29 protein-coding genes are annotated in these 24,096 nt (G+C 66.7%); 19 read left to right on the forward strand and 10 right to left on the reverse strand.

All coding sequences use genetic code 11. From position 1 onward, the window contains the following. The first annotated feature begins 45 nt into the window (after positions 1-45). The gene (locus FG94_RS23875; RefSeq protein ID WP_051997049.1) at positions 46-498 is read left to right on the forward strand and encodes a hypothetical protein; all 453 of its coding nucleotides are present in this window, start codon (positions 46-48) and stop codon (positions 496-498) included. Here the strand turns inward: FG94_RS23875 and FG94_RS23880 are convergent. Next, the gene (locus FG94_RS23880; RefSeq protein ID WP_036216877.1) at positions 495-1,382 is read right to left on the reverse strand and encodes a LysR family transcriptional regulator ArgP; all 888 of its coding nucleotides are present in this window, start codon (positions 1,380-1,382) and stop codon (positions 495-497) included. The genes FG94_RS23875 and FG94_RS23880 overlap by 4 nt on opposite strands. 94 nt (positions 1,383-1,476) lie before the next feature. On the opposite strand from FG94_RS23880, the gene FG94_RS23885 reads away from it, so the two are divergent. After that, positions 1,477-2,094: a LysE/ArgO family amino acid transporter gene (locus tag FG94_RS23885; protein ID WP_051997050.1), complete on the forward strand. Its 618-nt coding sequence runs from the start codon at positions 1,477-1,479 to the stop codon at positions 2,092-2,094. A 50-nt stretch (positions 2,095-2,144) separates the two neighbouring features. Beyond that, positions 2,145-3,206, forward strand: a complete 1,062-nt coding sequence (locus tag FG94_RS23890) for a nitronate monooxygenase family protein (RefSeq protein ID WP_036216879.1) — start codon at positions 2,145-2,147, stop codon at positions 3,204-3,206. Here the strand turns inward: FG94_RS23890 and FG94_RS23895 are convergent. After that, positions 3,203-4,108 (reverse strand): LysR family transcriptional regulator, encoded by a 906-nt coding sequence (locus FG94_RS23895; RefSeq protein ID WP_036216881.1) that lies wholly within the window; start codon positions 4,106-4,108, stop codon positions 3,203-3,205. The genes FG94_RS23890 and FG94_RS23895 overlap by 4 nt on opposite strands. Positions 4,109-4,210: 102 nt before the next feature. On the opposite strand from FG94_RS23895, the gene FG94_RS23900 reads away from it, so the two are divergent. Then, on the forward strand, positions 4,211-5,233 hold the full coding sequence (locus FG94_RS23900; RefSeq protein WP_036216883.1) for a zinc-binding alcohol dehydrogenase family protein: 1,023 nt from the start codon (positions 4,211-4,213) through the stop codon (positions 5,231-5,233). Positions 5,234-5,254: 21 nt separating this feature from the next. Continuing rightward, complete coding sequence (locus FG94_RS23905; RefSeq protein WP_036216885.1) at positions 5,255-5,908, forward strand: oxygen-insensitive NAD(P)H-dependent nitroreductase NfsB; 654 nt, start codon at positions 5,255-5,257, stop codon at positions 5,906-5,908. Here the strand turns inward: FG94_RS23905 and FG94_RS26265 are convergent. Both FG94_RS26265 and FG94_RS28605 read right to left on the reverse strand, forming a co-directional pair. After that, entirely contained in the window at positions 5,895-6,581 is a 687-nt protein-coding gene (locus tag FG94_RS26265; RefSeq protein WP_051997051.1) for a DUF6624 domain-containing protein, read from the reverse strand. The two genes, FG94_RS23905 and FG94_RS26265, sit on opposite strands and share 14 nt — an antisense overlap. A 45-nt stretch (positions 6,582-6,626) precedes the next feature. Next, on the reverse strand, positions 6,627-6,998 hold the full coding sequence (locus tag FG94_RS28605) for a GNAT family N-acetyltransferase (RefSeq protein ID WP_081926162.1): 372 nt from the start codon (positions 6,996-6,998) through the stop codon (positions 6,627-6,629). Between the two features lie 87 nt (positions 6,999-7,085). Between FG94_RS28605 and FG94_RS23915 the strand changes: the two genes are divergently transcribed. From FG94_RS23915 to FG94_RS23935, 5 genes are read left to right on the forward strand one after another with little or no spacing between them, the layout of a single operon-like run. Beyond that, a complete protein-coding gene (locus FG94_RS23915) occupies positions 7,086-7,664 on the forward strand; it encodes a histidine phosphatase family protein (protein ID WP_036216990.1) in 579 nt (192 codons plus the stop codon). 29 nt (positions 7,665-7,693) lie between these two features. Beyond that, positions 7,694-8,032: a DUF6152 family protein gene (locus tag FG94_RS23920; protein WP_036216887.1), complete on the forward strand. Its 339-nt coding sequence runs from the start codon at positions 7,694-7,696 to the stop codon at positions 8,030-8,032. After that, a complete protein-coding gene (locus FG94_RS23925) occupies positions 8,032-8,508 on the forward strand; it encodes a hypothetical protein (protein WP_036216889.1) in 477 nt (158 codons plus the stop codon). The genes FG94_RS23920 and FG94_RS23925 overlap by 1 nt, the downstream gene beginning before the upstream one ends. A 24-nt stretch (positions 8,509-8,532) precedes the next feature. Next, positions 8,533-9,216, forward strand: a complete 684-nt coding sequence (locus FG94_RS23930; RefSeq protein WP_036216891.1) for an SOS response-associated peptidase — start codon at positions 8,533-8,535, stop codon at positions 9,214-9,216. Positions 9,217-9,259: 43 nt separating this feature from the next. Continuing rightward, positions 9,260-10,030 (forward strand): glutaminyl-peptide cyclotransferase, encoded by a 771-nt coding sequence (locus FG94_RS23935; protein WP_036216893.1) that lies wholly within the window; start codon positions 9,260-9,262, stop codon positions 10,028-10,030. 1 nt (position 10,031) lies between these two features. On the opposite strand, the gene FG94_RS23940 is transcribed toward FG94_RS23935, so the two are convergent. The 3 genes from FG94_RS23940 to FG94_RS23950 are packed head-to-tail and all read right to left on the reverse strand — an operon-like array spanning position 10,032 to position 12,852. After that, the gene (locus FG94_RS23940) at positions 10,032-11,060 is read right to left on the reverse strand and encodes an NAD(P)-dependent alcohol dehydrogenase (protein ID WP_036216894.1); all 1,029 of its coding nucleotides are present in this window, start codon (positions 11,058-11,060) and stop codon (positions 10,032-10,034) included. A 25-nt stretch (positions 11,061-11,085) separates the two neighbouring features. Further along, positions 11,086-11,550 carry a DUF2269 domain-containing protein gene (locus FG94_RS23945; protein ID WP_036216897.1) on the reverse strand — a complete coding sequence of 155 codons (465 nt, stop codon included), beginning with the start codon at positions 11,548-11,550 and terminating at the stop codon, positions 11,086-11,088. Next, the gene (locus FG94_RS23950) at positions 11,551-12,852 is read right to left on the reverse strand and encodes an SDR family oxidoreductase (protein ID WP_036216899.1); all 1,302 of its coding nucleotides are present in this window, start codon (positions 12,850-12,852) and stop codon (positions 11,551-11,553) included. Between the two features lie 49 nt (positions 12,853-12,901). Here FG94_RS23950 and FG94_RS23955 point away from each other — a divergent pair, with 49 nt between their 5' ends. Both FG94_RS23955 and FG94_RS26270 read left to right on the forward strand, forming a co-directional pair. Then, on the forward strand, positions 12,902-13,375 hold the full coding sequence (locus FG94_RS23955; protein ID WP_036216901.1) for a hypothetical protein: 474 nt from the start codon (positions 12,902-12,904) through the stop codon (positions 13,373-13,375). Positions 13,376-13,449: 74 nt separating this feature from the next. Further along, positions 13,450-13,668: a hypothetical protein gene (locus FG94_RS26270; protein ID WP_051997052.1), complete on the forward strand. Its 219-nt coding sequence runs from the start codon at positions 13,450-13,452 to the stop codon at positions 13,666-13,668. A gap of 43 nt (positions 13,669-13,711) precedes the next feature. On the opposite strand, the gene FG94_RS26275 is transcribed toward FG94_RS26270, so the two are convergent. From FG94_RS26275 to FG94_RS23970, 3 genes are all read right to left on the reverse strand, one after another. Next, positions 13,712-15,073, reverse strand: a complete 1,362-nt coding sequence (locus tag FG94_RS26275; RefSeq protein WP_161783995.1) for a TonB-dependent receptor — start codon at positions 15,071-15,073, stop codon at positions 13,712-13,714. Positions 15,074-15,088: 15 nt separating this feature from the next. Then, positions 15,089-16,624, reverse strand: a complete 1,536-nt coding sequence (locus tag FG94_RS26280) for a TonB-dependent receptor (protein WP_051997054.1) — start codon at positions 16,622-16,624, stop codon at positions 15,089-15,091. A gap of 327 nt (positions 16,625-16,951) precedes the next feature. Beyond that, positions 16,952-17,890 carry a DUF808 domain-containing protein gene (locus tag FG94_RS23970; RefSeq protein ID WP_036216905.1) on the reverse strand — a complete coding sequence of 313 codons (939 nt, stop codon included), beginning with the start codon at positions 17,888-17,890 and terminating at the stop codon, positions 16,952-16,954. A gap of 198 nt (positions 17,891-18,088) precedes the next feature. Between FG94_RS23970 and FG94_RS23975 the strand changes: the two genes are divergently transcribed. The 7 genes from FG94_RS23975 to lipA all read left to right on the forward strand — a co-directional run bounded on the left by FG94_RS23975 (position 18,089) and on the right by lipA (position 23,923). Further along, on the forward strand, positions 18,089-18,310 hold the full coding sequence (locus FG94_RS23975) for a BrnA antitoxin family protein (protein WP_036216907.1): 222 nt from the start codon (positions 18,089-18,091) through the stop codon (positions 18,308-18,310). Positions 18,311-18,398: 88 nt separating this feature from the next. Continuing rightward, positions 18,399-18,683, forward strand: coding sequence for an HU family DNA-binding protein (locus tag FG94_RS23980; protein WP_027864703.1), 285 nt, complete (start codon positions 18,399-18,401; stop codon positions 18,681-18,683). Positions 18,684-18,786: 103 nt separating this feature from the next. Next, positions 18,787-19,437, forward strand: coding sequence for a LysE family transporter (locus tag FG94_RS23985; RefSeq protein WP_036216909.1), 651 nt, complete (start codon positions 18,787-18,789; stop codon positions 19,435-19,437). 135 nt (positions 19,438-19,572) lie between these two features. After that, positions 19,573-21,588, forward strand: coding sequence for a DUF6600 domain-containing protein (locus FG94_RS23990; protein ID WP_051997055.1), 2,016 nt, complete (start codon positions 19,573-19,575; stop codon positions 21,586-21,588). 276 nt (positions 21,589-21,864) lie between these two features. After that, positions 21,865-22,131: a DUF493 family protein gene (locus tag FG94_RS23995; protein ID WP_036216911.1), complete on the forward strand. Its 267-nt coding sequence runs from the start codon at positions 21,865-21,867 to the stop codon at positions 22,129-22,131. A gap of 88 nt (positions 22,132-22,219) precedes the next feature. After that, positions 22,220-22,909: a lipoyl(octanoyl) transferase LipB gene (lipB, locus tag FG94_RS24000; protein ID WP_036216913.1), complete on the forward strand. Its 690-nt coding sequence runs from the start codon at positions 22,220-22,222 to the stop codon at positions 22,907-22,909. Positions 22,910-22,936: 27 nt separating this feature from the next. Further along, positions 22,937-23,923 (forward strand): lipoyl synthase, encoded by a 987-nt coding sequence (lipA, locus tag FG94_RS24005; RefSeq protein ID WP_036216915.1) that lies wholly within the window; start codon positions 22,937-22,939, stop codon positions 23,921-23,923. Positions 23,924-24,096 lie beyond the last annotated feature (173 nt).

Below are 24,096 nucleotides of genomic sequence, written 5' to 3' on the forward strand. Positions count from 1 at the left end.
ATGCCAGCATCGTGGATGCGCCCTTCAACGCCGCAGGAGCACGCCATGCCGACCGTCACGCTGTCCACCTATCTCCGCATCACGCGCGCCAGCGCCCTGTTCGATATCCTCATCGTGGCGCCCTTCGCCACGCCCTGGACCTTCCAGCTGCTGTACCCGCAGCTGGGCAAAGTCAATCTCTGGCTGGGCGGTGCGGCGCTGCCGCTTTTCGCCCAGCTCCACATCATGATTACCTGCCTGATGGGCAGCCTGGTGCTGCTGTGGTCGGTGCGGCGCCTGCTGGAACCGAGCCTGGCGCTGGGACGCTACGACGGCGCCGGGCGCTTCCTGTTCGCGACCTGGATGCTGTGGGCGCTGGCCCAGGGCGGGCTGCCGCTGGTCTGGCTGTTCCTGATTCCGGAACTGCTGTGGGGCGTGGCGCAATGGTGGCCGGTGGCGCCGGCGCGCACGGCCCAGCGCAGCAACGGGCCGGGCCTGAAACTCGTGCATGCGTCCTAAGGCAGCAGCACCTCACGCGCGGCCTTCACCAGCGCCGCACCCATGCGTTCGAGCCGGGGCGGCTGGATGCGCCAGGCGTGCCAGTAGAGCGGCACGTCCACGTGCAGCGCGGGCGCCAGGTCCACCAGGCTGCCGTCCTCCAGCATCGCGCCGCACTGCTCCAGCGGTAGCATGCCGTAGCCCATGCCGACCCGGATCGCCGTCACGAAGGGGTCGCTGGCCGGCACGTAGTGGAACGGGTAGGAACCCTCGGGCAGGCCGAAGTGCTTCAGCAGGAAGGCCGACTGCAGCGAGTCCTTGCGGTCGAAGACCACCACCGGCGCGCGGCGCGCGGTCTCGCGGTTGAAGCCGTCGGCGAACCACTGCCGGGCGAAGGCGTTCGACGCGACCATCCGGTAGCGCATCTGGCCCAGCGGGCTCACGCTGCAGCCGTGCATCGGCATCGCCTCGCCCGATATGCAAGCCACCACCCGGCCCTGCTCCAGTAGCGCGAAGGTATGGCCCTGGTTGTCGAGCACGAATTCCACCAGCAGTTCTTCCTGCGCGAGGATCGGCGCCAGTACCGGCAGCAGCCAGGTCGCCAGGGTGTCGTTGTTGACCGCGATCGCCACCCGGGCCGGGCCGTCGTCCATGCCCATCTCGGCCAGGAACTCCGATTCCAGCAGGGTCGAGCGGCGCAGGTACTGCAGCAGGCGCGTGCCCGGCCCGGTCGGCCGGCACGGGCGGCTGCGCACCAGCAGCGGCGTGCCGAAGTCCTGCTCCAGCGCCGAGATGCGCTGCGAGACGGCCGAGGGGCTGAGCGACAGCTGGGCGGCCGCCGCTTCCAGGCTGCCGCTGTCGACGGCGGCGATGAAGGCCGCGCTGCGGCGGGGATCGATCTGCATGGATCAGTTTTGCTTAACTAAGTTTAGAAATCATGAATATATTTGAATTTTGCTGTGTGGTAAGCAAACATGGCGGTTTTCGTCGAGGTGCATCATGTTTTCCCAACAGATTTTCCTGCAGGGGCTGGGTTTGGGAGCCAGCCTGATCATGGCCATCGGTGCGCAGAACGCGCACGTGATCCGTACCGGCGTGCGCGGCCAGCACGTGCTGGCGACGGTCGCCGCCTGCATCGCGGTCGACGTGCTGCTGATCGGGCTTGGCATCGCGGGCCTGGGCGCGCTGGTGGAAGCCTCGCCCACCTTGATGGCGGTGGCGCGCTACGGCGGCGCCGCCTTCCTGGTCTGGTATGGCTGGCGCTGCTGGACGAGCAGCCTGCGCGGCGGCGCGTCGCTCGCGGCGTCGCCGGACGCGAAGGCGCAGACCCTGGGCCGCGCCCTGGCCACCGTGCTGGCGCTGTCGCTGCTCAGCCCGCACGTCTACCTCGATACCGTGGTGCTGCTGGGCGCGGTCGGCAGCAGCCTGGCCGGCGAGGCGCGCCTGTCCTTTGCCCTCGGGGCGATGACGGCCTCGGTGCTGTGGTTCTCGGCGCTCGGCCTGGGCGCCCGGCGCTTTGCAACGGTGCTCGGCCGTCCGGCGGTGTGGCGCGCGATCGAAGCGGCCACCGGTACGCTGATGCTGGTGCTGGCGTATCTGCTGGTACGCGGCGCATAAGCGCGCGGCTCTCGCTATACTCATGATGTCACCTTGACGGAGCCGCAACCATGAGCCACGACCTGCTGTCGAAGCTGGACATCCGCTACCCCATCATCCAGGCCCCGATGGCGGGCGTTTCCACCCCGGCGCTGGCCGCCGCCGTCTCGGAAGCGGGCGGGCTCGGCTCGATCGCCCTGGGCACCTCGACCGTGCAGGCGGCGCGCGCCGCCATCGCGGCGGTGCGCGAGAAGACCGGCCGGCCGTTCAATGCCAACCTGTTCACCCATGCGCCGGCCCAGGCCGATCCGGCGCGCGAAGCCGCCTGGCTGGCCTGGCTGCGTCCGCACTTCGAGCAGTTCGGCGCCGAGCCTCCCGCCGCGCTGTCGGAAATCTACCGCAGCTTCCTGGCGGACGAGGCGATGCTCGAGCTGCTGCTGGAAACGCGTCCGGCCGTGGTCAGCTTCCATTTCGGCCTGCCGCCGCAGGACTGGATCGACGCGCTGAAGGCCGCCGGCGCCGTCCTGTTCACCACCGCGACTTCGCTGGACGAGGCGCTGCGGATCGAGGCGGCCGGCATCGACGTGATCGTCGCCCAGGGCATCGAAGCGGGCGGACACCGCGGCATCTTCGATCCTTCCGCACCCGATCCGGCCTTGCCCACCTTCGAGCTGCTGGAGCAGTTGCGCGACAAGCTCGCGCTGCCGCTGGTCGCGGCTGGCGGCATCATGGACGGCAAACAAATCCGCACCGCCTTCTATCACGGCGCCAGCGCGGTCCAGATGGGCAGCGCCTTCATCGCCTGTCCCGAGTCCTCGGCCCCGCCGCACCACCGCGCGCTGATCGCGCAGGGCAGCGCACTGCAGACCGAACTCACGGCCGTCATCTCCGGACGGCCGGCGCGCGGCATCGTCAACCGATTGTTCCTCAAGGTCGGGGCCGACGGCCATCCGCCGCTGCCGGACTATCCGATCGCCTACGACGCCGCCAAGGCCCTGCATGCGGCCGCGTCCGGCAAGGGCAGCCAGGATTACTCCGTCAACTGGGGTGGCACCAACTTCGCCCAGGCGCGCGCCATGCCGGCGGTCGAACTGATGGCCACCTTGGCGGCGGAAATGGACGAGGAAGCCTAGGCGTCGCGCGCCAGCGGGCGGCAGCGTTCTTCGACCAGGGCATGCAACAGCTTCACCGCGGGCGAAAACTGCCTGCGGTGCGGGCAGACCAGGTTCAATGGGGTGGGCTCGCCCGGCAGCTCCGGCAGCAGCACTTCCAGCCGCCCCTGCGCCACGTCCTGGCTGACGTCGAGCCAGGATTTGTAGGCGATGCCCTCGCCGGCCAGCGCCCAGCGCCGCACCACCTCGGCATCGTCGCTCACCAGCCGCCCCGACACCTGCACCAGCCGCGCGCCCGCAGCCAGCGGGAAGGACCAGCGGTCGTAGGTGCGGCCGCGCAGCCGGTATTGCAGGCAGTTGTGATCGGCCAGCGCGTCTAGCGAACCCGGGCGCCCGTACCGGGCGAGGTAGGCGGGCGAGGCCACCAGCACGCGGCGGTTATGGGGCGCGACCGGCAGGGCGACGTAGCTGGCGTCGTCGATCTGCCCGTAGCGCAGGGCGATGTCGACCGGGTCGCGGAACACGTCCGCCACCTGGTCCGACACCAGGAGCTGGATGTCGAGCCCCGGATGGGCGCGCCGAAATTCCGAGATCCAGGGCAGCAGCAGGTTGCGCCCGAAGTCCGAGGGCGCCGCGATCTGCAGGGTGCCGGTCAGGCAGTTGGCGTCGCCGCGGATGCCGTCGTAACCCTCGCGCAGGGCATCCAGCGCGTCCTGCGCGAAGGGCAGGTAGCGCTTGCCTTCCTCGGTCAGGCGTAGACTGCGGGTGGAGCGCGCGAACAGTCGGATGTCGAGCTCGCGCTCCAGGCGCTGAATAGCCGCGCTGGCTTGCCCGGGCAGCAGATTGACTTCGCGCGCGGCCTTCGAAAAGCTGCCCAGGGCAGCGGTACGGACGAACAGTGCCAGGTCATCCAGCCTGATCATTTTCTCTCCAGCTGTGAAAGTGAAATCGCTCCAGCCGGGTTTTTCATCCCCGGCCTGCTACATAGAATCGTCATTGACCTTGAAACTTACCGGAGATTCAACATGAAAGCAGTAGTGTATACCCAGCATGGCTTGCCCATCAGCGATCCCCAGTCCCTGCAGGAGATCGAGCTGCCGATGCCGCTGGCCGGTCCGCACGACCTGCTGGTGGAAGTGCGCGCCGTCTCCGTCAATCCGGTCGATACCAAGATCCGCCTGGGCAGCCCGGTCACCGAGCCGCGCGTGCTGGGCTGGGACGCCAGCGGCATCGTGCGCGGCGTCGGCAGCGCCGTCACCCTGTTCAAGGAAGGCGACGAAGTGTTCTACGCCGGTTCGCTGCTGCGTCCGGGCTCGAACAGCCAGTTCCAGGCCGTGGACGAGCGCATCGTCGGCCGCAAGCCGGCAACGCTCGATTTCGCCCAGTCGGCCGCCCTGCCCCTGACCGCGATCACGGCCTGGGAGCTGCTGTTCGACCGCCTGCGCATCGCCGAGGGCGGTGGCGGCGGGAAGTCGCTGCTGGTGATCGGCGCGGCCGGCGGAGTCGGCTCGATCCTGTTACAGTTGGCACGCAAGCTCACCGGGCTCACCGTGATCGGCACCGCCTCGCGCGAGGAAACCCGCAACTGGGTGCGCGAGCTCGGCGCCCACCACGTCATCGATCACGCGCAGCCGCTGCGTCCGCAGCTCGAAGCGCTGGGCTTCCCGGCGGCGGACATCGTCATCAGCCTGACGCACACCGACAAGCACTATCCCGCCATCGTCGACGTGCTGGCGCCGCAGGGGCAGTTCGCGCTGATCGACGACCCGGCCAGCCTGGACGCCGTGCCGCTCAAGCGCAAGTCGATCTCGCTGCACTGGGAGCTGATGTTCACGCGCTCGATGTTCGAGACGGACGACATGATCAAGCAGCACAAGCTCCTGAATCTCGTCGCGCAGATGGTCGACGAGGGCAGCCTGCGCACCACGCTCGGCGAGCATTACGGCAGCATCTCGGCGGAGAACCTGCGCCGCGCGCATGCCCTGATCGAGAGCGGCCGCGCGGTCGGCAAGATCGTGCTCGAACATTTTCAAGTCAATGTAATGTAACAAGCTAAGGAAACGAACAAGATGGATATTCTCGCAAGCGCCCGCAAGCGCCACACCGCCAAGGCCTACGACAGCGAACGCCGCGTCCCCGAAGAGCTCATGCAGCAGGTCTACAGCCTGCTGCGCCACAGCCCTTCGTCGGTGAACTCGCAGCCCTGGCACTTCATCGTCGCCAACACCCCCGAGGGCAAGGCGCGCGTGGCCAAGGCGGCGCAGGGCGGCTATGGCTACAACGCGGCGAAGATCCTCGATGCCTCGCACGTGATCGTGTTCTGCTCGCGCATCGACATGGACGACGCCTACCTGGAGCGCCTGCTGGCGCAGGAAGCGCGCGACGGGCGCTTCCGCGACGATGCGGCCCGTGCGGGCCAGGACGCCGGCCGGCGCGGCTATGTGCGCACCCACCGCTACACCACGCGTGACCTGCCGCAATGGCTGGAAAAGCAGGTCTACCTGGCGCTGGGCACCGCCCTGCTGGGCGCGGCCTCGCTCGGCATCGACGCTACGCCGATGGAAGGCTTCGACCAGAAGATCCTGGACGAGGAATTCGGCCTGCACGAGCAGGGCCTGGCCAGCGTGGTGCTGGCCAGCTTCGGCTATAGCTCGGACGCGGACTTCAATGCCGGCCTGCCGAAGTCGCGCCTGCCGGAAGAGCTGACCTTCACTTTCGTCTGATGTCCGCCCGCGCCGCCACGCCTTGCGGTGCCGGCGGCCCGTAGTGGTAATCGGCGGGATCTTGCGGCGCAACCGGGCAACGCTGCGCCGCCAGCACCGCGCGCCGGTAGGACTCCAGCGGCGCCATCCCGAGCCGCGCGCGGCGCGCCTCGACCTGCGCCCGGTCGTCCATGCGGTCGAACGCCAGGGCGCAGTAAATCCCGGTCGGGGCTGACAGCTGCGTCCCGTAATGCTGCGGGCGCTTTTCCATGACCGCGATGCGGTCGTACAGGTAGGCGAAGGACTCGTCCAGGCCGTCGCCGCCCGCGCCGGCGGCCTGCTCGACCAGGGCCAGCGCCTGCTTCTGGAAAACCAGGTCGCGTTCCGCCTGCTGGACCACCAGCCAGGCATTCTTGACTGCCCCTGCGCCATGCGTGGCCGCCGATGGCCAGCCACAGCGCGCCAGCAGGGCCTTCAGGCGTTCCTTGTTGGTGCGGTCGACCAGCTCGACGTGCTGCAAGAGCTTTTGCTGGACTGGGCTCTCGGGGTCGAGGTAGTCGATGCGCTTGCGCAGCGCCTGGCCGGCCTCTTTCATGACCGCGAGTTCGCCGGCCAGTCCGTCGCAGGAGTCGTCGGCCAGGGCGGACAGCGGCAAGGCCAGGCAGGCGGCCAGCAGGGTGGCAGTCAGGCGCATCGTGTTCTCCCATTCATCGTGAAACCAGTGTAGCGGGACGCTCCGCTAGCGTCCATGCGAGGCGCATGGCAAGGTTTTTTCCATGTAGACCGGCACCGCGTTCAGCGAGGACGACAGGAACAGCCGGCGCAAGCCGTGCGCCAATGCCATCGCGTCGAGCGCCGCCAGCAGGCGCCTGGCGATGCCGCGTCCCTGCTGCGCCGGGTCGACGAAGGCCGCATCGAGTTCGCCCGTTTCCAGGTTGAGGATGGCGTAACCCAGGACTTGCCCATCTTCTTCTTCCAGAAGTGCCCCACCGGCTTCCAGCAGGGCTTGCAGCTTGGGCGGCGCCGCCGCGGCGCACCACGCCTCGATGATGTCGCCCGCATAATGGTCCGCGCAGGTGGCGCGGATCGCGCGGGTGCGCAGTTCCCACAGGGCATGGTCGTCAGCTTATCCCGCAGCCGTGCGCTCGTCCAGCTGCCGGGGCAGGATAATGCCCACAGCCGATCCGAGGGGACAAGCATGCTGCGACGAGGCTTCCTGGCAATATCTGCCCTGCTGGCCAGCGGCCGCCTGGTCGCGGCCGAGCGCGACCTGTGGCAGCGCCTGCAGGAAGGCGGCTACGTGCTGCTGATCCGCCATGCCGCCACCCATCCCGGCATCGGCGATCCGCCCGGCTTCCGGCTGGCCGTGTGCAGCACCCAGCGCAACCTGTCGGACCAGGGCCGGCGCGACGCACGCGCGCTCGGCGTCGCCTTCCGTGAACGCGGCATTCCGCTCGGGCCGGTGCTGTCGAGCCGCTGGTGCCGCTGCCTCGACACCGCCCGCCTGGCTTTTGGCCGGGTGGAAGAAGCGCCGATGCTCGATTCCCTGTTCCGCGACAGCGAGGCCGCGGCACGCGCCAAGACCCGCGAAGTGCTGGACCGGGCCGCTGCATGGCGTGGAAACAAGGCCAACCTGGTGCTGGTCACGCACGACGTCAACATCCGCGCCCTGGTGAACGAATATGTGGCGCAGGGCGAGATCGTGGTGGCGCGGCCGGGACCGGACCGGCTGGAAGTGCTCGGAAGGCTGGATGCACAAGATTTGGGCGTACAATAATTTGCCTATTCCTTGACGGGAGACTGTCCATGAAACGCTGGCTTTTACTCGCTGCACTGGTCGCCACCACCGCTTCCGCCCACCATGGCTGGAGCGAATACAACGCCGACAAGCCGCTGACGCTGTCCGGCACCATCGAGGAGTCCGGGTACATGCAGCCGCATGGCTTCGTGCGCCTCAAGACCGCCGACAAGACCTGGCTGGTGGTGCTGGCGCCGCCGGGACGCATGGAAAACCGCGGCCTGCCGAAGGAAAACCTGGCAGTGGGCGGCCAGGCCACGGTTGTTGGTTATCCACACCGCAGCAATGCCGGCGAGCTGCGCGCCGAACGCATCACCATCAAGGACAAGACCACGGAGCTGCGCTGATGCTGCAAGACGCGGCGAGCTTCGCCGCGTCCTTGCCGCTGGCGCAGGCCCTGCGCGAAGGCGCCTGGCTGTACCCGGCCGTCGAGACGCTTCACATCATCGGTTTCACGGTGCTGGTGGGCGCGGTGGCGATGTTCGACCTGCGCGTGCTCGGCTTCGGCCGCCAGCTGCCGGTCAGGGCGCTGGCGCGCCACCTGCTGCCCTGGTCGGCCGGCAGCATGCTGCTGGTGGTTCCCACCGGCCTGCTGCTGTTCGTGGCCGATCCGCTGGCGCTGCTGGCCAACCGCGTGTTCCTGCTCAAGCTTGGCCTGATGGTGCTGGCCGGCCTGAATGCGCTCGCCTTCCACGCCGGGCCTTACCGCCGGGCCGAGGCCTGGCCGGAGCGGGCGCCGCCCCGGGCCATGCTGCATGCCCTGCTCTCCCTGGGCCTGTGGTTCGGCGTGATCGCCTGCGGACGGCTGCTGGCCTATTTCTAGCGCTTGCACTATGCTGGACGGATCATGTGCGTCAACTACCATACCCCTACTCGTGAACAGTTCGGCACGCTCGGCGCCTTCAGCGAGCTGCCTGCCGACTGGCGCTGGCCCGACGAAGTCTGGAAGGACTACAGCGCGCCGATCGTGCGCCGCGGTCGCGACGGCAGCCCTGAAGTCTGCCTGGCCAGCTACGGCATGGTGCCGCGCCGTCACATCCCGCCTGGGGTGAAACCCTTCGACACCATGAACGCGCGCGCCGAATCGCTGGGCGAGCGGCGCTCCTTCGCCCCCGCCTGGCGCCGCCTGCAGCTATGCGCGGTGCCGATGAGCTGGTTCTACGAGCCCTGCTACGAAAGCGGCCGCGCGCTGCGCCATGCGATCGGCATGCACGACGACAGCCCCTTCCTCGTTGCCGGCCTGTGGCGCGAGTGGACCGAGGCCGACGGCCGGGTCGAGTCCTCGTTCACGCAGATCACGATCAACGCCGACGAGCACCCCTTGATGTCGCGCATGCACAAGCCCGGCGACGAGAAGCGCTCGCTGGTGGTGGTCAGGCCGGAAGAACTCGAGGACTGGCTGGCCTGCCGCGACGTGGAGACGGCGCGCAGTTTTCTCCGCCACTATCCGGCGGCAGGGATGAAGACCTGGGCGGCGCCGCAGACGGTCAAGAAAGCCCCCGAGCCGTCGCCGAACCTGTCGCTGTTCTAGCGCTCGGGCGCGCACCCTGCGATCATGCTAGAGTTTCAGCATCATGCTGAAACCACTCGCCACCTTCGCCATCGCCGCCGCCATTGCCGTCCCGGCCCAGGCAGCCGTCCCGGTCTACGGCTTCGTCGTCAAGAACACCTATCCGCACGACCCGAAGGCCTTCACCCAGGGCCTGTTCTTCCGCGACGGCCACCTGTACGAGACGACGGGCCGCAACGGCAGCTCCTCGCTGCGCAAGGTCGACCTCAAGAGCGGCAAGGTGCTGCAAAAGGCCGACATGCCGGCGGAAGTCTTCGGCGAAGGCTCGACCCCGGTCGGGAACAGCATCCTCGCCCTCACCTGGACTTCGCAGGTCGGATACGTGTTCGACATGAAGACCTTCAAGCTGAAGCAGACCTTCAAGTATGTCGGCGAAGGCTGGGGCCTGGCCAGCGACGCGAAAGGGGTCTACATGAGCGACGGCAGCTCCTTCATCCGGGTCCTGGAACCGACGACCATGAAGGAAGTGCGTCGCGTCCAGGTGACGCACCAGGGCCAGCCGATCGCCCAGCTGAACGAGCTCGAGATGGTCGAGGGCGAGCTGTTCTCGAATGTCTGGGGCACCGACCTGATCCTGCGTATCGATCCGGACAGCGGTAAGGTGAAAGGCGTGATCAACCTCGAAGGCCTGCTGCCCCCGGCGCAGCGCGGCACCCTCGACCCGGACGCGGTCCTGAACGGCATCGCCTGGGACAGCAAGGGCAAGCGCCTGTTCGTCACCGGCAAGCTGTGGCCCAGGCTGTACGAGATCGAACTGGTGCCGCAGAAGCGCTAGCTCAGTGATCCTGGCTGGTCACATCGATGACCACCTTCCCGAAGTGCGAGCCTGACTCCATGTAGCGGTAGGCCTCCTGGGCCCGCGCGAACGGGAACACGCGGTCGATCACCGGCTTCAGGCCGGTGACGTCGGCGAAGCGCATCACGTCTTCCAGCATCGCGCGGCTGCCCACGAAGATGCCGACCATGCGCTTGGCGGTGGCCAGCAGCGAAGCCGGGTTCACCTCGCCGCCGAAGCCGCTGACGCCGCCGATGATCGCTACCGTCCCGCCCATCGCCGCCGCCGATACCGAGCGGTTGACCGTGCCCTTGCCGCCGACTTCCAGCACCACGTTCGCGCCCCTGCCCTGCGTCATGGCCAGCACTTCCTCGTGCCATTCGGGGATTTCCTGGTAGTTGATCGTGTGGTGCGCCCCGAGATGGCGGGCGCGCTGCAGCTTCTCGTCGCTCGAGGAGGTGATGATGGTGCGCAGGCCGGCGGCCTTGGCCAGTTGCATGCCCAGCACCGAGACGCCGCCGGTTCCGAGCAGCAGCACGGTATCGCCCGGCTTGAGTCCGTTGCTGGACACGAAGATCGCATTCCACGCGGTGACGCCGGCGCAGGGCATGGTGGAAGCCTCGACGAAGCTCAGCGAGGCCGGGATCTTCGCCAGCGCGTCCTCGTGCAGCACCACTTCCTCGGCCAGCATGCCGTCGATGTCGCCGCCCAGGGCGTGGCGGATCTTGTCGGCCGAGGTCATGCCGTCCTGCCAGTAGGGGAAGAAGGAGCCCGCCACGCGGTCGCCGACCTGCACGCGCGTGACGCCCGGCCCGACTTCCAGGACTTCGCCGGCGCCGTCCGAGCAGGGGATGATCGGATCGTCCACGGTGACGAGGTAGTTGCCGCTGGCGACCATCAGGTCGCGGTAGTTCAGCGACACCGCATGCACGCGGATGCGCACCTCGCCGTGGCCGAGGTTGCGGTCGGGGTAGTCGATGCACTGCAGCGCCTCGATGTTTGCGCCGGGAAGAATCTGGTATGCCTTCATGGGGGTCTCCTGAGGATGAAAGAGGTCACATCGGCTTGGCCACCATCAGCCAGAAGATCACCACGAAGGCGATGAAGGCCGGCACGCCGAGCGTGACCCAGATGCGGAAGTAGCGCCAGTACTGCGGCGTGAGTTCGGTGCCTGTGCGCGCCGCCTCCTGGGCGATGTCGCGCATGCGGATCTGCAGCCACACCACCGGCAACCAGCAGGCGCCGGCCAGCACGTACAGTGTGATCGACCACATGATCCACTTGCTGTGCAGCGGGTAGCCGGCCAGGTGGATCAGGTAGAAGCCGGTGAGCGGCTGCGCGATCGCGGTGGTCGCCGTGAACAGCCAGTCGGCCACCACCACGTACTTCGCCACCACGGCGATCGCGCGCACGTCGCGGCTGACGTTGGCGAACAGCATGTACCAGGCCGAGCCGATGCCGGTGCCGAACAGGAAGGTGGACGACAGGATGTGCAGCCACTTGACGACGACGTAGTCCATTTATCTTTCCTCCAGTTCGTAGAGCAGCCAGATGGCCGCCAGCATGGGCAGGTTCTTGGTGAGCGGCCCGTAGGGATGCAGCAGGAATTCCGGCAGCTTGACGGCGATGACGACGGTGTAGAAGCCGATCAGGCCGAGCTGCGCCAGCCACAGCCAGCGCCGCCGCGCCAGCAACAGGATGCCCAGGCCCAGCGCCAGGTCGAAGGTGGCGGCGCCGTACAGCATCAGGGGCTGCAGGTCCGGCGGAATGCCGGTGCGGGCCAGCAGATCGTAGCTGGCCTCGACCGGGTACAGGCCGTAGGAGACGATCGCGGTGATGATCCACACCGCCACGATCGACAGGCGCAGGACCGGCAGCAGCCAGCCCAGCTTGGCCTGGGTGCGCTCGGCGCCGGGATTGCGGATGAAGTCCTGTACCGGGCGCGGCGGATGGCCGAGCAGCTGGGTCGTCATTGATACGTCGCCGGCATTGCCGCGGTCCAGCATGCGCAGCGCCTCCTCGTCGAGCAGTCCGCCCGGCAGCACGCGGCCGAACTTCGCCATCAGGCGCGCCAGCGCGCCGGGCAGCCGCAGTACCGGCTGGCGCCCCATTCCCGTGCTTGTGCGCAGTGCCTGCAGATAGTCGGTGAAGGGCATCGCCTGGGGGCCGACCAGGGGCACGCGCAGGGCCGTGCCGTTAGCGGGCGGCAGCGGCAGGCGGTGCTTGAGCAGGCCGGTGACGGCCGCCACCAGGTCGTCGATGTGGATCGGCTGCACCAGCTGGGGTGCGCTGCCGAAGCGCAGCGTGAGCGGCATGCTGGCCAGGGTGCGGAATACCCTGGCGCTGGTTCCCTCGCTGCCGTATACCAGCGAGGGCTGCACGATGTAGGCGCGTACGGGAAGCGAGGCCAGGTAGTCGTCCGCCGCCTTCTTGGACAGGTGGTAGCGGGTGTCGGCCGCGCGGTCGGCGCCCAGGGCCGAGAGCTGGATCACCATCTGCACCTCGTGCGATTCGGCGCAGGCGGCGAACAGGGCGCGCGGCGCTTCGGTGTGCAGGCGCTCGAAGGTCTGGCTGCCGGTTTCGCGGAAAATACCGACCGTGTTGATCACCACGTCGATGCCGGAAAGGCGCGCCAGCCAGGCGGATTTATCGGTATCTTGGGTGAAGTCCGCATGGATGGTGGCGAGACGCGCGCTGTTGCCGGATTCGGTACTGCTCCTGGGCCGGCGCACCGCGCAGACGACGTGGTGGCCTTCGGCCAGCAATGCCTGCAGCAGGTGTTGTCCGATGAAACCGCTGGCTCCCGTCAGCAAGATCCGCATCCATGCTTCCTTTCACGCAATTCAAGTGTAACCCGATCAAGAGGACCCTATGCAAACGCAAGCCTGGAACTCGGCACTACAGCGCGGCCTCGTCGGCGGCGCCACCTCCAGCATCCTGTCGACGGTGGCGCTGGCGGCCCTCGGCAAGAAGGAAGTCGGCAGCGCCTATGCGCCCACCAATGCGGTCAGCCACTGGCTCTACGGTGACAAGGCGGCGCGCCACAGCGGCCCGTCCATGCGCTACACCGTGCCGGGCTACCTGATCCACCATGCCAGCGCCACCTTCTGGTCGATCCTGTTCGAGCGCTTCGCCGGCAAGTATCTCGACCGCAATACGCCGGTCGGCATGCTGACCGCGGCGGTGGCCACCTCGGCCTTCGCCTGCTTCGCCGATTACCAGCTGACACCCAGGCGCTTCCGCCCCGGCTACGAAAAGCACCTGTCCAAGCCTTCGCTGGCCGTCGTGTATGCGGGCTTTGCGCTGGGCCTGGCGGCGGGCGCCGCGCTAATGCGACGCAAGTAGTCTAGAGCAGGCGGAAAAAACGTGCCGCCCTATGTCTATGCGTTAATAGTGCACGGGTCATCGGCTTCCTCGACGTGGTGATCAACCACGAATTCCTGTTCGCGGCGCTGTTCGCCTCGCTCGCTTGGTGCGAGTGGCACGGGGCCTTCGTCTGGTGGATCGAGGCGCTGTTCGCCGGTGAACTGCTGGTCACGGCGCGCGATGGCCCTGGGCGCGTTTGCCTGGGGCGTGCGCGATGCACGCGCGTCGCTGCGCCTTGGCAGTGGGCCGATATCGGCCTGACGCGGAAATAAAAAGGCCGCCCGAAGGCGGCCTCGAATCACTGATTGGAAAGCATCAGAATTCGTAACGTGCCGTGAAGCGCACGCCGCGCGGCGTCTGGTACGAGGTCGGACGGCGCCAGTTCAGGTTCAGGCGGCCTTCCACGTCGCTGGTAGTGGCACGGCTGTAGTCGCGTTGCTCGTCGACCTCGGTCACTTTCTGCGAGTTGAAGACGTTGAACACATCGACCTGCAGGGTCAGCTTGTGCGTACCGAATTTCCGCAGGTAGGCAAAGGACATGTCCAGCGACGAGCTCCAGGGCGTGCGGCCGAAGGTACCGCGGTTGTGCAGCTCGCTCTTGCCCTGCGCATTCAGGCAGTAGTACGAGGACGCGACGTTATATCCGGAGGCGTCGTCGTAGTCGAACGCGTCGTAGGGCACGTAGCCGATGCAGCTGATCGGACGGCCGGAAGCGACGGTGGCGTTGAAGCCCAGGCGCATCCGCTCGTTGAGCATGTAGTTGCCGAAGGCTTTCAGCACGTGGCGGCGGTCATTCGACAGGTAGCCTTCCGAACCATGGGTCAGCGACGGGAAGTCGAAGTCCTGCGACACGCCTGCGTCTTCCTGGTTGATGACCGAGTTCACATAGCCTTCGGCCGAACCTTTCGATTTCGACAGGGTGTACGAAGCGTTCAGGCTCCACTTGCCGTCGAACGGGCGGTCCAGCGAGAACTCCAGCGGCGCGTACTTGCGGGTGTACTTCTCCAGGCCGATGTAGGCAGCCGGGAAGGTAACCGGCACCAGCTTGCCGTTGTTGTCGAGATCGACCTGCAGCGTGACGTCCTCGCCCGGATTGACCATCATGCACTGCGCCATGGTGCCCGAATCGAAGTTCGGGTGACCATTGTCTTCAGCCCATCGCTGGAATGCCGAGTGAGAACAGTAATCGTCCATGCCGTTGTTGACCTTGCGGAAGACGGCGCGCGCACCGAAGCTCCACCCCTTCATCACCGCTTGCTGGAAGCCCAGGATCAGCTCGTCCTGCGACATCGGCTTGAGGTTCATGTCGGCCACGGTGGCCGGATTCGGCAGCTTGCCGTCGCCATTGACCAGCGGGGTACCGACTTCGGTCAGGCCAAGCGGGGCGGCAGTAACCGGGTCCATGCCGGTGTAGCGGTAGAAGCGGTCGACCGAATATTCACCGCGGGTGGCGCGGATGTTGGTGTTGGACGCGACCGGGATGAAGTAGCGGCCCAGGGTGCCGTACAGCTTGGTGGTGGCGTCACCCTTGACGTCCCACGAGAAGCCCAGGCGCGGCGCCTTCAGGTTCTTGGCCTCGACGAAGCTGACGCCCTCGCCGTTCATGTTGTCGAAGGATTCCCAGCGCATGCCGCCGTACAGCAGGAGGTTGTCCGTAACTTTCCAGTTGTCCTCGATGTAGTAGGCATCGTTCTAGACTTCGAATTCGCCCGTGGTACTGGTGACCGTGCGGCCGCGCACGTAAAGCGAGCCCGGCGCCACCGCATTGGCCACGCCGTTGATGGCGCCGGTGGTGCTGCGCAGGTAACGCCAGTAGATGCCGCCCGAGAAGGCGTCGCCGGCCTGCCTGGATGTGAATTTCTGCGAGTCGACACCGCCGCGCAGCGAGTGCGAACCGATGGTCCAGTCGGCGTCGATACGGAAGGCACGGCGCTTGTCTTCGTCGAACTTGGGTGCGTTCGGGTCACGGGCGCTCAGCAGGAAGGGTTCGTTCCAGCAGCCGAGCTTGTTGACGTCGACGTCGTACACGGTCGGGCAGTCCAGGGCCGCCACGCGGTAGCCGGTGGTCCTCGGCTGCTTGTCGTCGACGGCGCCGACCAGGGCCGACAGCGTGAAGTTGTCGGTCAGGTAGCCGGTGTACTTGCCGATCAGGGTGTGGCCGCCGGATTCGATCGTACCGGTGCCTGGCGTGCCGACGTGGCTGCTGGCCCATTCCTGGCCTTCGGCATGGACATAGTCGATGTAGTCGGTCTTGCTCTTGTTGCTGATGCCGGTGAACTCGAGGCGGTGCGTCTCGTTCGGCGTGAAGTCGACCTTGATCATGCCGTTCGGCTGGGTCGACTTGGTCTCGGTGCTGCGGTTCTGCAGGAAGGTGTCGGTGGTGTCGCGGCGCCCTTCGAGCACGCCGAAGACGAACAGCTTGTCCTTGATGATCGGGCCGCCCGCATAGACGTTGGCGTTCAGGTCCGTCTGCTTGTTGTACTTGCGGAAGACCTTGTACTTGGCGTTGTCGGGATCGAGATCGAGCAGGTTCTGGCCGCTGGCCTGCAGCGATTCGGGCGAGAAATAGACCGAAGCGCCGCCCTTCCAGGTGTTGGTGCCGCGCTTGGTGACGATGCTGATCACGCCGCCCAGGGAACGGCCGTACTCGGCGCCGTAGCCGCCGCTCTTGACCTGCTGCGCGCCGATGGCTTCGAACGGCAGGTTGGAATACGAGAGGAAGTTACGGATATTGGTGACGTCGAAGCCGTTGATGTAGTAGCCGTTTTCGGCAACCGATGCGCCGGCGAAGGACGGCAGGCTGCCGCCGCCCAGGTCCGGGTCGCCCCGGACCACGCCCGGGGCCAGGATCGCGATCGCGTTGATGTCGCGCGCCACCGGCAGCGCCGCGATCTGGTCGGCGGTGAAAACGGTGCTGGTTTCCGCCGTCGAGGTGTCGATCAGGCTGTGGCTACCCTGCACGACCACCCGTGCCACGGTGTCGCCTCCGAGGTCGACGGCAGTACCGGAACCGATCGCGACGTTCACGTCGCGGGTGATGCCGCCGCCTTCGACGCGGTAGGAGCCCGGCTGGAGCTTGGCAGCGGTATAGGTGCCGTTCGCATCGACGGTGATCTGGCGCGTCGCGCCATTCTCGATGCTGGTAATCGTGATCTTGTCACCGGGCTTGCCGCGGCCATAAATCGAGCCTTCGGAACTCTGCGCGATGGCGACAGAGGAAATCAACATGCCAACTGCAATTGCGGCGGCGCTAAGCTGACAGCACCCGGATGAGAAACGCATAGATGCTCTTGGTTGTTATGAACATTGTTTTATCAGTCGCGGTCAACATATTGCTACCGCGAATGATTTATTGGCGGAGTATCCATGCTGGCAATTTGTCAAATAGTTGTCTATTTACGCAGCATGTTTTGTAAATATCATGCACCGCGAGTGCGTTTTGACGCGGGGAAGCGCCAGGCCGCAGTGCGGCCTGGCGTTTTGTATGCAGGGGGACTGGCCGGGGCGGCCATGGGAGGAGGAAGGACGGGCGGGATCTGGTCCCGCCCTGCTTGATCAGTGGGCGGCTTTCTTGCCGCGCATGCGTTGCACGAGGGTCACGACCATCAGCACTAGGGCGCCGACCACGACCCCGGCCAGCGCATCGACGATGGTCGGGGTGATCGCCGCCAGCACGCCGCCGACGCCCGGCACGCCGGCCGTCACCTGCGCCGCGCCTTCGGCGAAGTGGTGCAGCGGCTCCCAGGCGTGGGCGATGATGCCGCCGCCGACCATGAACATGGCCGCGGTGCCGGCAATCGACAGGAACTTCATCAGCTTCGGCGCGGTGGCCAGCAGCAGCCTGCCGGTGCCGCGCGCCAGGCCGCTGGCTTTCTGGCTCAGGGACAGGCCGGCGTCGTCCATCTTGACGATGCCCGCCACCAGGCCGTACACGCCGACCGTCATCGCCAGTGCGATGGTGACCAGCACCAGCACCTGCTGGTTGAACGGCGCGTTTTCCACGGTGCCGAGGGCGATCACGATGATCTCCGCCGACAGGATGAAGTCGGTGCGCACCGCGCCCTTGATCTTCTCCTTTTCCATCGCGCACATGTCCACCGCCGGGTTGGCCACGGCAGCGGCGAGCTCGGCACGGCGCTGATCGTCTTCTTCCTTACTGTGCAGGAACTTGTGCGCCAGCTTCTCGAAACCTTCGTAGCACAGGAAGGCGCCACCGATCACCAAGAGCGGGGTGATCAGCCAGGGCACGAAGGCCGAGATCGCCAGCGCCGCCGGCACCAGGATCGCCTTGTTCTTGAACGAGCCCTTGGCCACTGCCCACACCACCGGCAATTCGCGCTCGGCGTTGACGCCGGTGACCTGCTGCGCATTGAGCGCCAGGTCGTCGCCGAGCACGCCGGCGGTCTTCTTCGCCGCCACCTTGCTCATCGCCGCAACGTCGTCGAGGATCGTCGCGATATCGTCCAGTAATGCTAGCAAACTGCCTGCAGCCATTGTTCATGCTCCAATCATGTCAAGTTCGCCACATCTTACCTGAGCCCGTAAAGCTGGTCACACGGTTCAGCGCGGCTTTATGCATTTCAGTCGCGTAAATCTGCATCTCGTCGCTTTTGCCGGGCATCCGGAAAATCGCGTACGTATAGTGCAGGCTGTTGGCTGCGGTACTGCAGCCTCGCCACCGAAGGAGATGCCATGAATACCGAATCGACCCTGCAAGCAGCACAGATCGCGGCACCAGTGCGCCGTGCTCGTCCGCCGAAACGCAAGACCCGCATCACGATCTACCTCGACGACGAAGTCCTGAACGAATTCCGCAACCTGTCGGAACGCTGCGGCACCGGTTACCAGACCCTGATCAACGCCGCCCTGCGCCACCGCCTGGCGGCGCAGGGCGTGGAAAACAGCCTGGCCTGAGGCTGCGCGTCGATTCACCTCCGGACGGGATTACATAGAGCAATTCTTTTGTGCTAATCTTCCCGCTCTTTTAACCCCGGAGGGACTTATGAAAAAAGGCGAACTGATCGCGGAATTCGCGAAGCGCACCGAGATGTCCGGCGCGGCTGCCAACACCGCCGTCAACACGATCATCGAGATCATCACCGAGCGCCTGAAGAAGGGTGACACGGTCGGCATCACCGGCTTCGGCACCTTCTCGGTCACCAAGCGCGCTGCGCGCAAGGGCCGCAACCCGGCAACCGGCGATGTCATCAAGATCGCAGCATCGAAGACCCCGCGCTTCGCTGCCGGTGCGACGCTGAAAGCAGCTGTCAACCCAAAGAAGAAGTAAGCAGTACCCTGGCCTTGCGCCGCGCTCCGGTTGATCCGGACGCGTGCGCTGGCCCGTTTTGCATTACCCTCCTCCGCCTTTCCCTTCCTTTTCCCCTAGCAGCATGAGCTTCGCTACCTGGGTCGCCTTCGTCATCGCCGGTTCCCTGATCGCCATTTCGCCCGGTTCCGGCGCGGTGCTGTCGATGTCGCACGGCCTCGCGTATGGCCTGAAGAAAGCCAGCGCGACCGTGCTGGGCCTGCAGCTCGGCCTGATCCTGGTGCTGGTGATCGCCGGCGCCGGCGTCGGTTCGCTGCTGCTGGCGTCCTCGTTGGCGTTTACCGCGGTGAAGATCGTCGGCGCGCTGTACCTGATCTACCTGGGTATCGCGCAGTGGCGCGCGCCGGCGGCGCCGGCCGCCGATGCCGGCGCGATGAGCAGCGCCGGCCTGCCCGCCCACCCGGGCTTCGGGAAGCGCGTGATGACCGGCTTTCTCACCAATGCCACCAACCCCAAGGGCATCATTTTCATGGTCGCGGTGCTGCCCCAGTTCATCAACCAGAAAGCGCCGCTGCTGCCGCAGCTGGCCATCCTCGGGGTGACCATGGTAACCATCGATTCGATCGTCATGCACGGCTATGCCGGCATGGCATCCATGATGCAGCGTTTCCTGCGCGACGTGCGCGCCGTGAAGCTGCAGAACCGCATCTTCGGCGCCGTGCTGGTGGTGATGGGCACGCTGTTATTCCTCGTTGAACCGGGCCGCCGCGCCTAAGGGGACGAGGCACCGCTGCCGCTGCTTGTGTATCTGTCACTCAGCAGTTGAAACTTTCTGTAAGTTGCGTATTCCCCGCACGCTTTTGTGCGTTGTAATCAGGTAGCCGTCCTTCGTCCACCTAGCGGAGCCACCATGAACAAGCGATTCGCCCGTACCGCCGTGATGCTCGCGCTCACGGCTTTATCCACTGCCGCCCTGGCGCAGGGCACGCTGGAGACCGAGCCGCCGGGCCGCGTCGGCCGCGTTTCGCTGGCCCAAGGCAAGGTCAGCATCAGCGGCGACGTGGGCGAGTCCGCCACTGCCGCCCTGGTCAACTGGCCGGTCACCAGCCGCAACCTGATCACCACCGAACCGAACGGACGCACCGAAGTGCGGATCGGCTCGACCGCGATTCGCATCGACGGCGACAGCTCGCTCGAAGTGAGCGAACTGGACGACGACAGCCTGCGCCTGCGCCTGCACTACGGCAGCGCCAGCATCCGCATCCTGAACGAGGACGTGCTGCCGGAATTCGAACTGAGCACGCCCCAGGGCCGCGTGCGCATGCTCAAACCCGGCCGCCTGCGCGTGGACGCCGAGCGCGTGCGCGATACCAGCGTGGTCAGCGTGTTCGATGGCGAGGCCCAGGTCGATGGCGGCGGCGCCAGCCTGACCATCCGCGCCGGCCGCAGCGCCGAGCTGCGCGACGACGACGTGCGCACATTGCAGGCGCAACGCGACGCTTTCGACGACTGGGCATTGGGGCGCGACCGGGAGCTCGACGGTGCGCGCTCGGCGCAGTACGTCACCACCGAGATGACCGGCTACGAAGAGCTGGACCGCCACGGCATCTGGCAGGACGACATCGAGTACGGTCCGCTGTGGATCCCGTCGGTCACCTCGAGCTGGGTGCCCTACCGCGACGGCCGCTGGACCTGGATCGCCCCCTGGGGCTGGACCTGGGTCGACAATGCGCCCTGGGGCTATGCGCCCTTCCACTACGGCCGCTGGGTGCACGTGAAGAACCGCTGGGCCTGGGCCCCGGGCCGCAAGGAACACTACGGCCGCCGTCCGATCTGGGCGCCGGCGCTGGTCGGCTGGGTCGGCGGCAGCGGCTGGAGCGCGAGCTTCCACCAGCACGGTTCGCGCCCGGCCACCGGCTGGTACCCGCTGGGCCCGCGCGACCACTACATGCCGCACTACCGCCTGTCGGACGAGCGCCTGCGCCGCCTGAACTCCTGGGGCTGGCGCGACCGCAAGGACGGCGAGCGCCGCGACCGCAACCGCGATCGTGGCGACGGACCGGGCATCCCCGACTATCGCCAGCGCGGCCTGACCGTGGTCCCGCATGCCAACTTCGGCCAGCGCGGCCAGGTCGTGGTGCCGGACGTGCCGCGCGCCACCCTGCCGGGCGTCATCCCGAGCGGTCCGGGCACCGCGCCGCCGGCGCCGCTGGCATGGCGCGACCGCGCGGCCCGCCGCGACAGCGACCGCGACGGTATTCCCGACCGCATCGACCGTATCGACGGACCGCGTGACCGCGATGGGGACGGCATTCCGAACCGGGTCGACACCCGGCCGGGCGGCATCCGCGACCGCGCCGACCGTGACGGCGACGGCATCCGCAACCGTGTCGACCGTGATCGGGATGGCGACGGCATCCCGAACCGCGTCGACCGCGACGGCTGGGGCCGGGATCGCGCCGACCGCGGCCAGCGTCCGCCGGTGCTGACGACCACTCCGGCGCCCCGTCCGCCGGTGGCGGCGACGCCGGGCCAGCAGCCGTTCCAGCCGGGCGCGATCACGACCGTGCAGCCGCCGGCGCCGGCGCTGGTGCAGGAACCCGCCCGTCCGCAGTGGGGACGTGGACGCGAGGACGAGCGCCGCGAACGTCCCGAGCGTGCCGAGCGCTGGGACCGTGGCGAGCGTGGCGACCGCGGCGAGCGATTCGAGGGCCGCCGCGAGCGTCCGCAGCCGGTAGCGGCGATGCCGCAGCCGGCTGCACCGAGCATGCCCCCGCCGCAGGCGGTTGCGCCCCCGCCGCCACGCGTGATGGCGCCGCCGCCTGCGCCGATGGCAGCCCCGCCCGCGCCGCCGCCGGCGCGCGCCAGGCTCGAACGCCGCTCCGAAGCCCTGGACCACGGGCGGCCCAACGAAAGAGAACGCTGATGTGAAGGCGGCGGCGGCGCCGTCCATGCCGCCGTTTGCGCCGCCCGTCACGCCAGGCTGCCGTTCGTCGCATAGCGCTCGCGGCATGGACGGCGGAGGAATACAGTGGCATCACTCGCTCGCAGGCAGCAGCGCTGCTCCGAGCGACCCCATGTCCCGCTATTCTTCCCATTCCAAAAAGAATAGTTCAGGCCGGCCACAGCGCCGGCCTTTTTTTTCGCCCCTGCAGCACCATATGGGATTGGCTACAATGCCGCTTTGCACAGGACAAATACCATGGACCAGAAAGAATCCCTCATCGAATATCCGAGCGACTTCCCGATCAAGGTGATGGGCGCGACGCATGTCGATTTCGCTTCGACAATTGTCGAAGTGATTACGCAACTGGATCCGACTTTCCACGCCGACAAGATGCAAAGCCGTCCTTCCGCCAAGGGCAACTACACCGGCCTGACCGTGACCGTGCGCGCCACCAGCCGCGAGATGCTGGACGACGTCTATCGCGCCCTGTCCTCGCACCACATGGTCAAGATGGTGCTGTAAAGGGTCAAAGGGATGGACGGCCGGCGGGCACGATGCATCGCGCTGGCTTATAATGACAGGGCTGTCCATATTCCCGCCCTATACCCACATGTCCGCTACCCGTCCCGCCACGCCGCTGATCCGTGAGCTCGGCCGCGCCGACTACGAACCGACCTTCGCCACGATGCGCGCCTTTACCGACGCGCGCACGCCCGACACGCAGGACGAGCTGTGGATCGTCGAGCATCCCCCCGTGTACACGCTGGGCCTGGGTGCCGACCGCGCCCACGTGCTGGCGCCCCACGATATCCCGGTGGTCCAGACCGACCGCGGCGGCGAGGTGACCTACCACGGTCCCGGCCAGGTCGTGATCTACCTGCTGATGGACCTGCGCCGCAACAAGCCGGGCGGCAAGCTGTACGCCCGCCAGTTTGTGGCAAAAATCGAACAGGCGGTCATCGAGGTGCTGGCGGCGTATAATCTCGCGGGCGAACGCGTTGCCGGGGCGCCCGGCATCTATATCGCGCAAGGGCCACGCAAGGGCGCGAAGATCGCCGCCCTCGGCCTCAAGGTGCGCGGCAACGGCTGCACCTACCATGGCGTGTCGCTGAACGTGGCGATGGACCTGGCCCCGTTCACGTGGATCAACCCGTGCGGATACTCGGGCCTGGCCACGGTCGACATGCGCACCATGGGTGTGGAAGCCCCGCTGGCGGATGTCCAGCAGGCGCTGGCGCAGGAACTCGTGCGCCAACTGGCATCGACCGAAGCGGAAGAGCCAGCAACGAACAACCTCTGAATGGAAGCCCCTTCCGGGCTCAAGCCAATGACCACCGACACCACCACCGGCACCGCCCAAGCTTACGACGCCACCGAAAAGCAGAAAGGCGCCAGCAAGACCGCGCGCATCCCGATCAAGATCGTTCCGATCGCCGACATCGAGCGCCTCAAAAAGCCGGACTGGATCCGCGTGAAGGCCGCGACCGCCTCGTCGCGCTTCTACGAGATCAAGGACATCCTGCGCGCCAACAAGCTGGTGACCGTGTGCGAAGAGGCGAGCTGCCCGAACATCGGCGAATGCTTCGGCAAGGGCACCGCGACCTTCATGATCATGGGCGACAAGTGCACCCGCCGCTGCCCGTTCTGCGACGTCGGCCACGGCCGTCCGGATCCGCTGGACGTGAACGAGCCGGGCAACCTGGCCAAGACCATCGCCGACCTGCGCCTGTCCTACGTCGTGATCACCTCGGTGGACCGCGACGACCTGCGTGACGGCGGCGCCGGCCACTTCGTCGAGTGCATCACCAAGACCCGCGCCTTGAGCCCGAACACCAAGATCGAAGTGCTGGTGCCGGACTTCCGCGGGCGCCTGGAAAAGGCCCTGAACATCTTCGCCGACGGCCTGCCGGACGTGATGAACCACAACCTGGAAACCGTACCGCGCCTGTACAAGGAAGCGCGCCCGGGCGCCGACTACAAGCACTCGCTGGTGCTGCTGCGCGACTTCAAGAAGATGTACCCGACCGCGGTCACCAAGTCCGGCCTGATGGTCGGCCTGGGCGAGACCGACGAGGAAATCCTGGAAGTGATGCGCGACATGCGCGAGCACGACATCGACATGCTGACCATCGGCCAGTACCTGGCGCCGTCGAACTCGCACCTGCCGGTGCGCCGCTACGTGCACCCGGATACCTTCAAGATGTTCGAAGAGAAGGCCTACGAAATGGGCTTCGTGCACGCCGCCGTGGGCGCGATGGTGCGTTCGTCCTACCATGCCGACCAGCAGGCGCACGAAGCGGGCGTTGCTGCCTGATTCGCGCTTAAGCAGGTTTGCAGGGCCAGCCAGTCGCTGTACGCGACGGAGCTGGCCTTTTATTTTGCGGCAGTGGACAGGTTACAGTAAAACGGCTTTGTTTCACTCAGCCAAGCAGCCTTAACAATTTCTGTCTTGGCAACCGGTGTTGAAACTCGAGCCTTCTCAAGAGG

Source organism: Massilia sp. LC238 (genome assembly GCF_000735635.1).
Lineage (GTDB): Bacteria > Pseudomonadota > Gammaproteobacteria > Burkholderiales > Burkholderiaceae_D > Telluria > Telluria varians.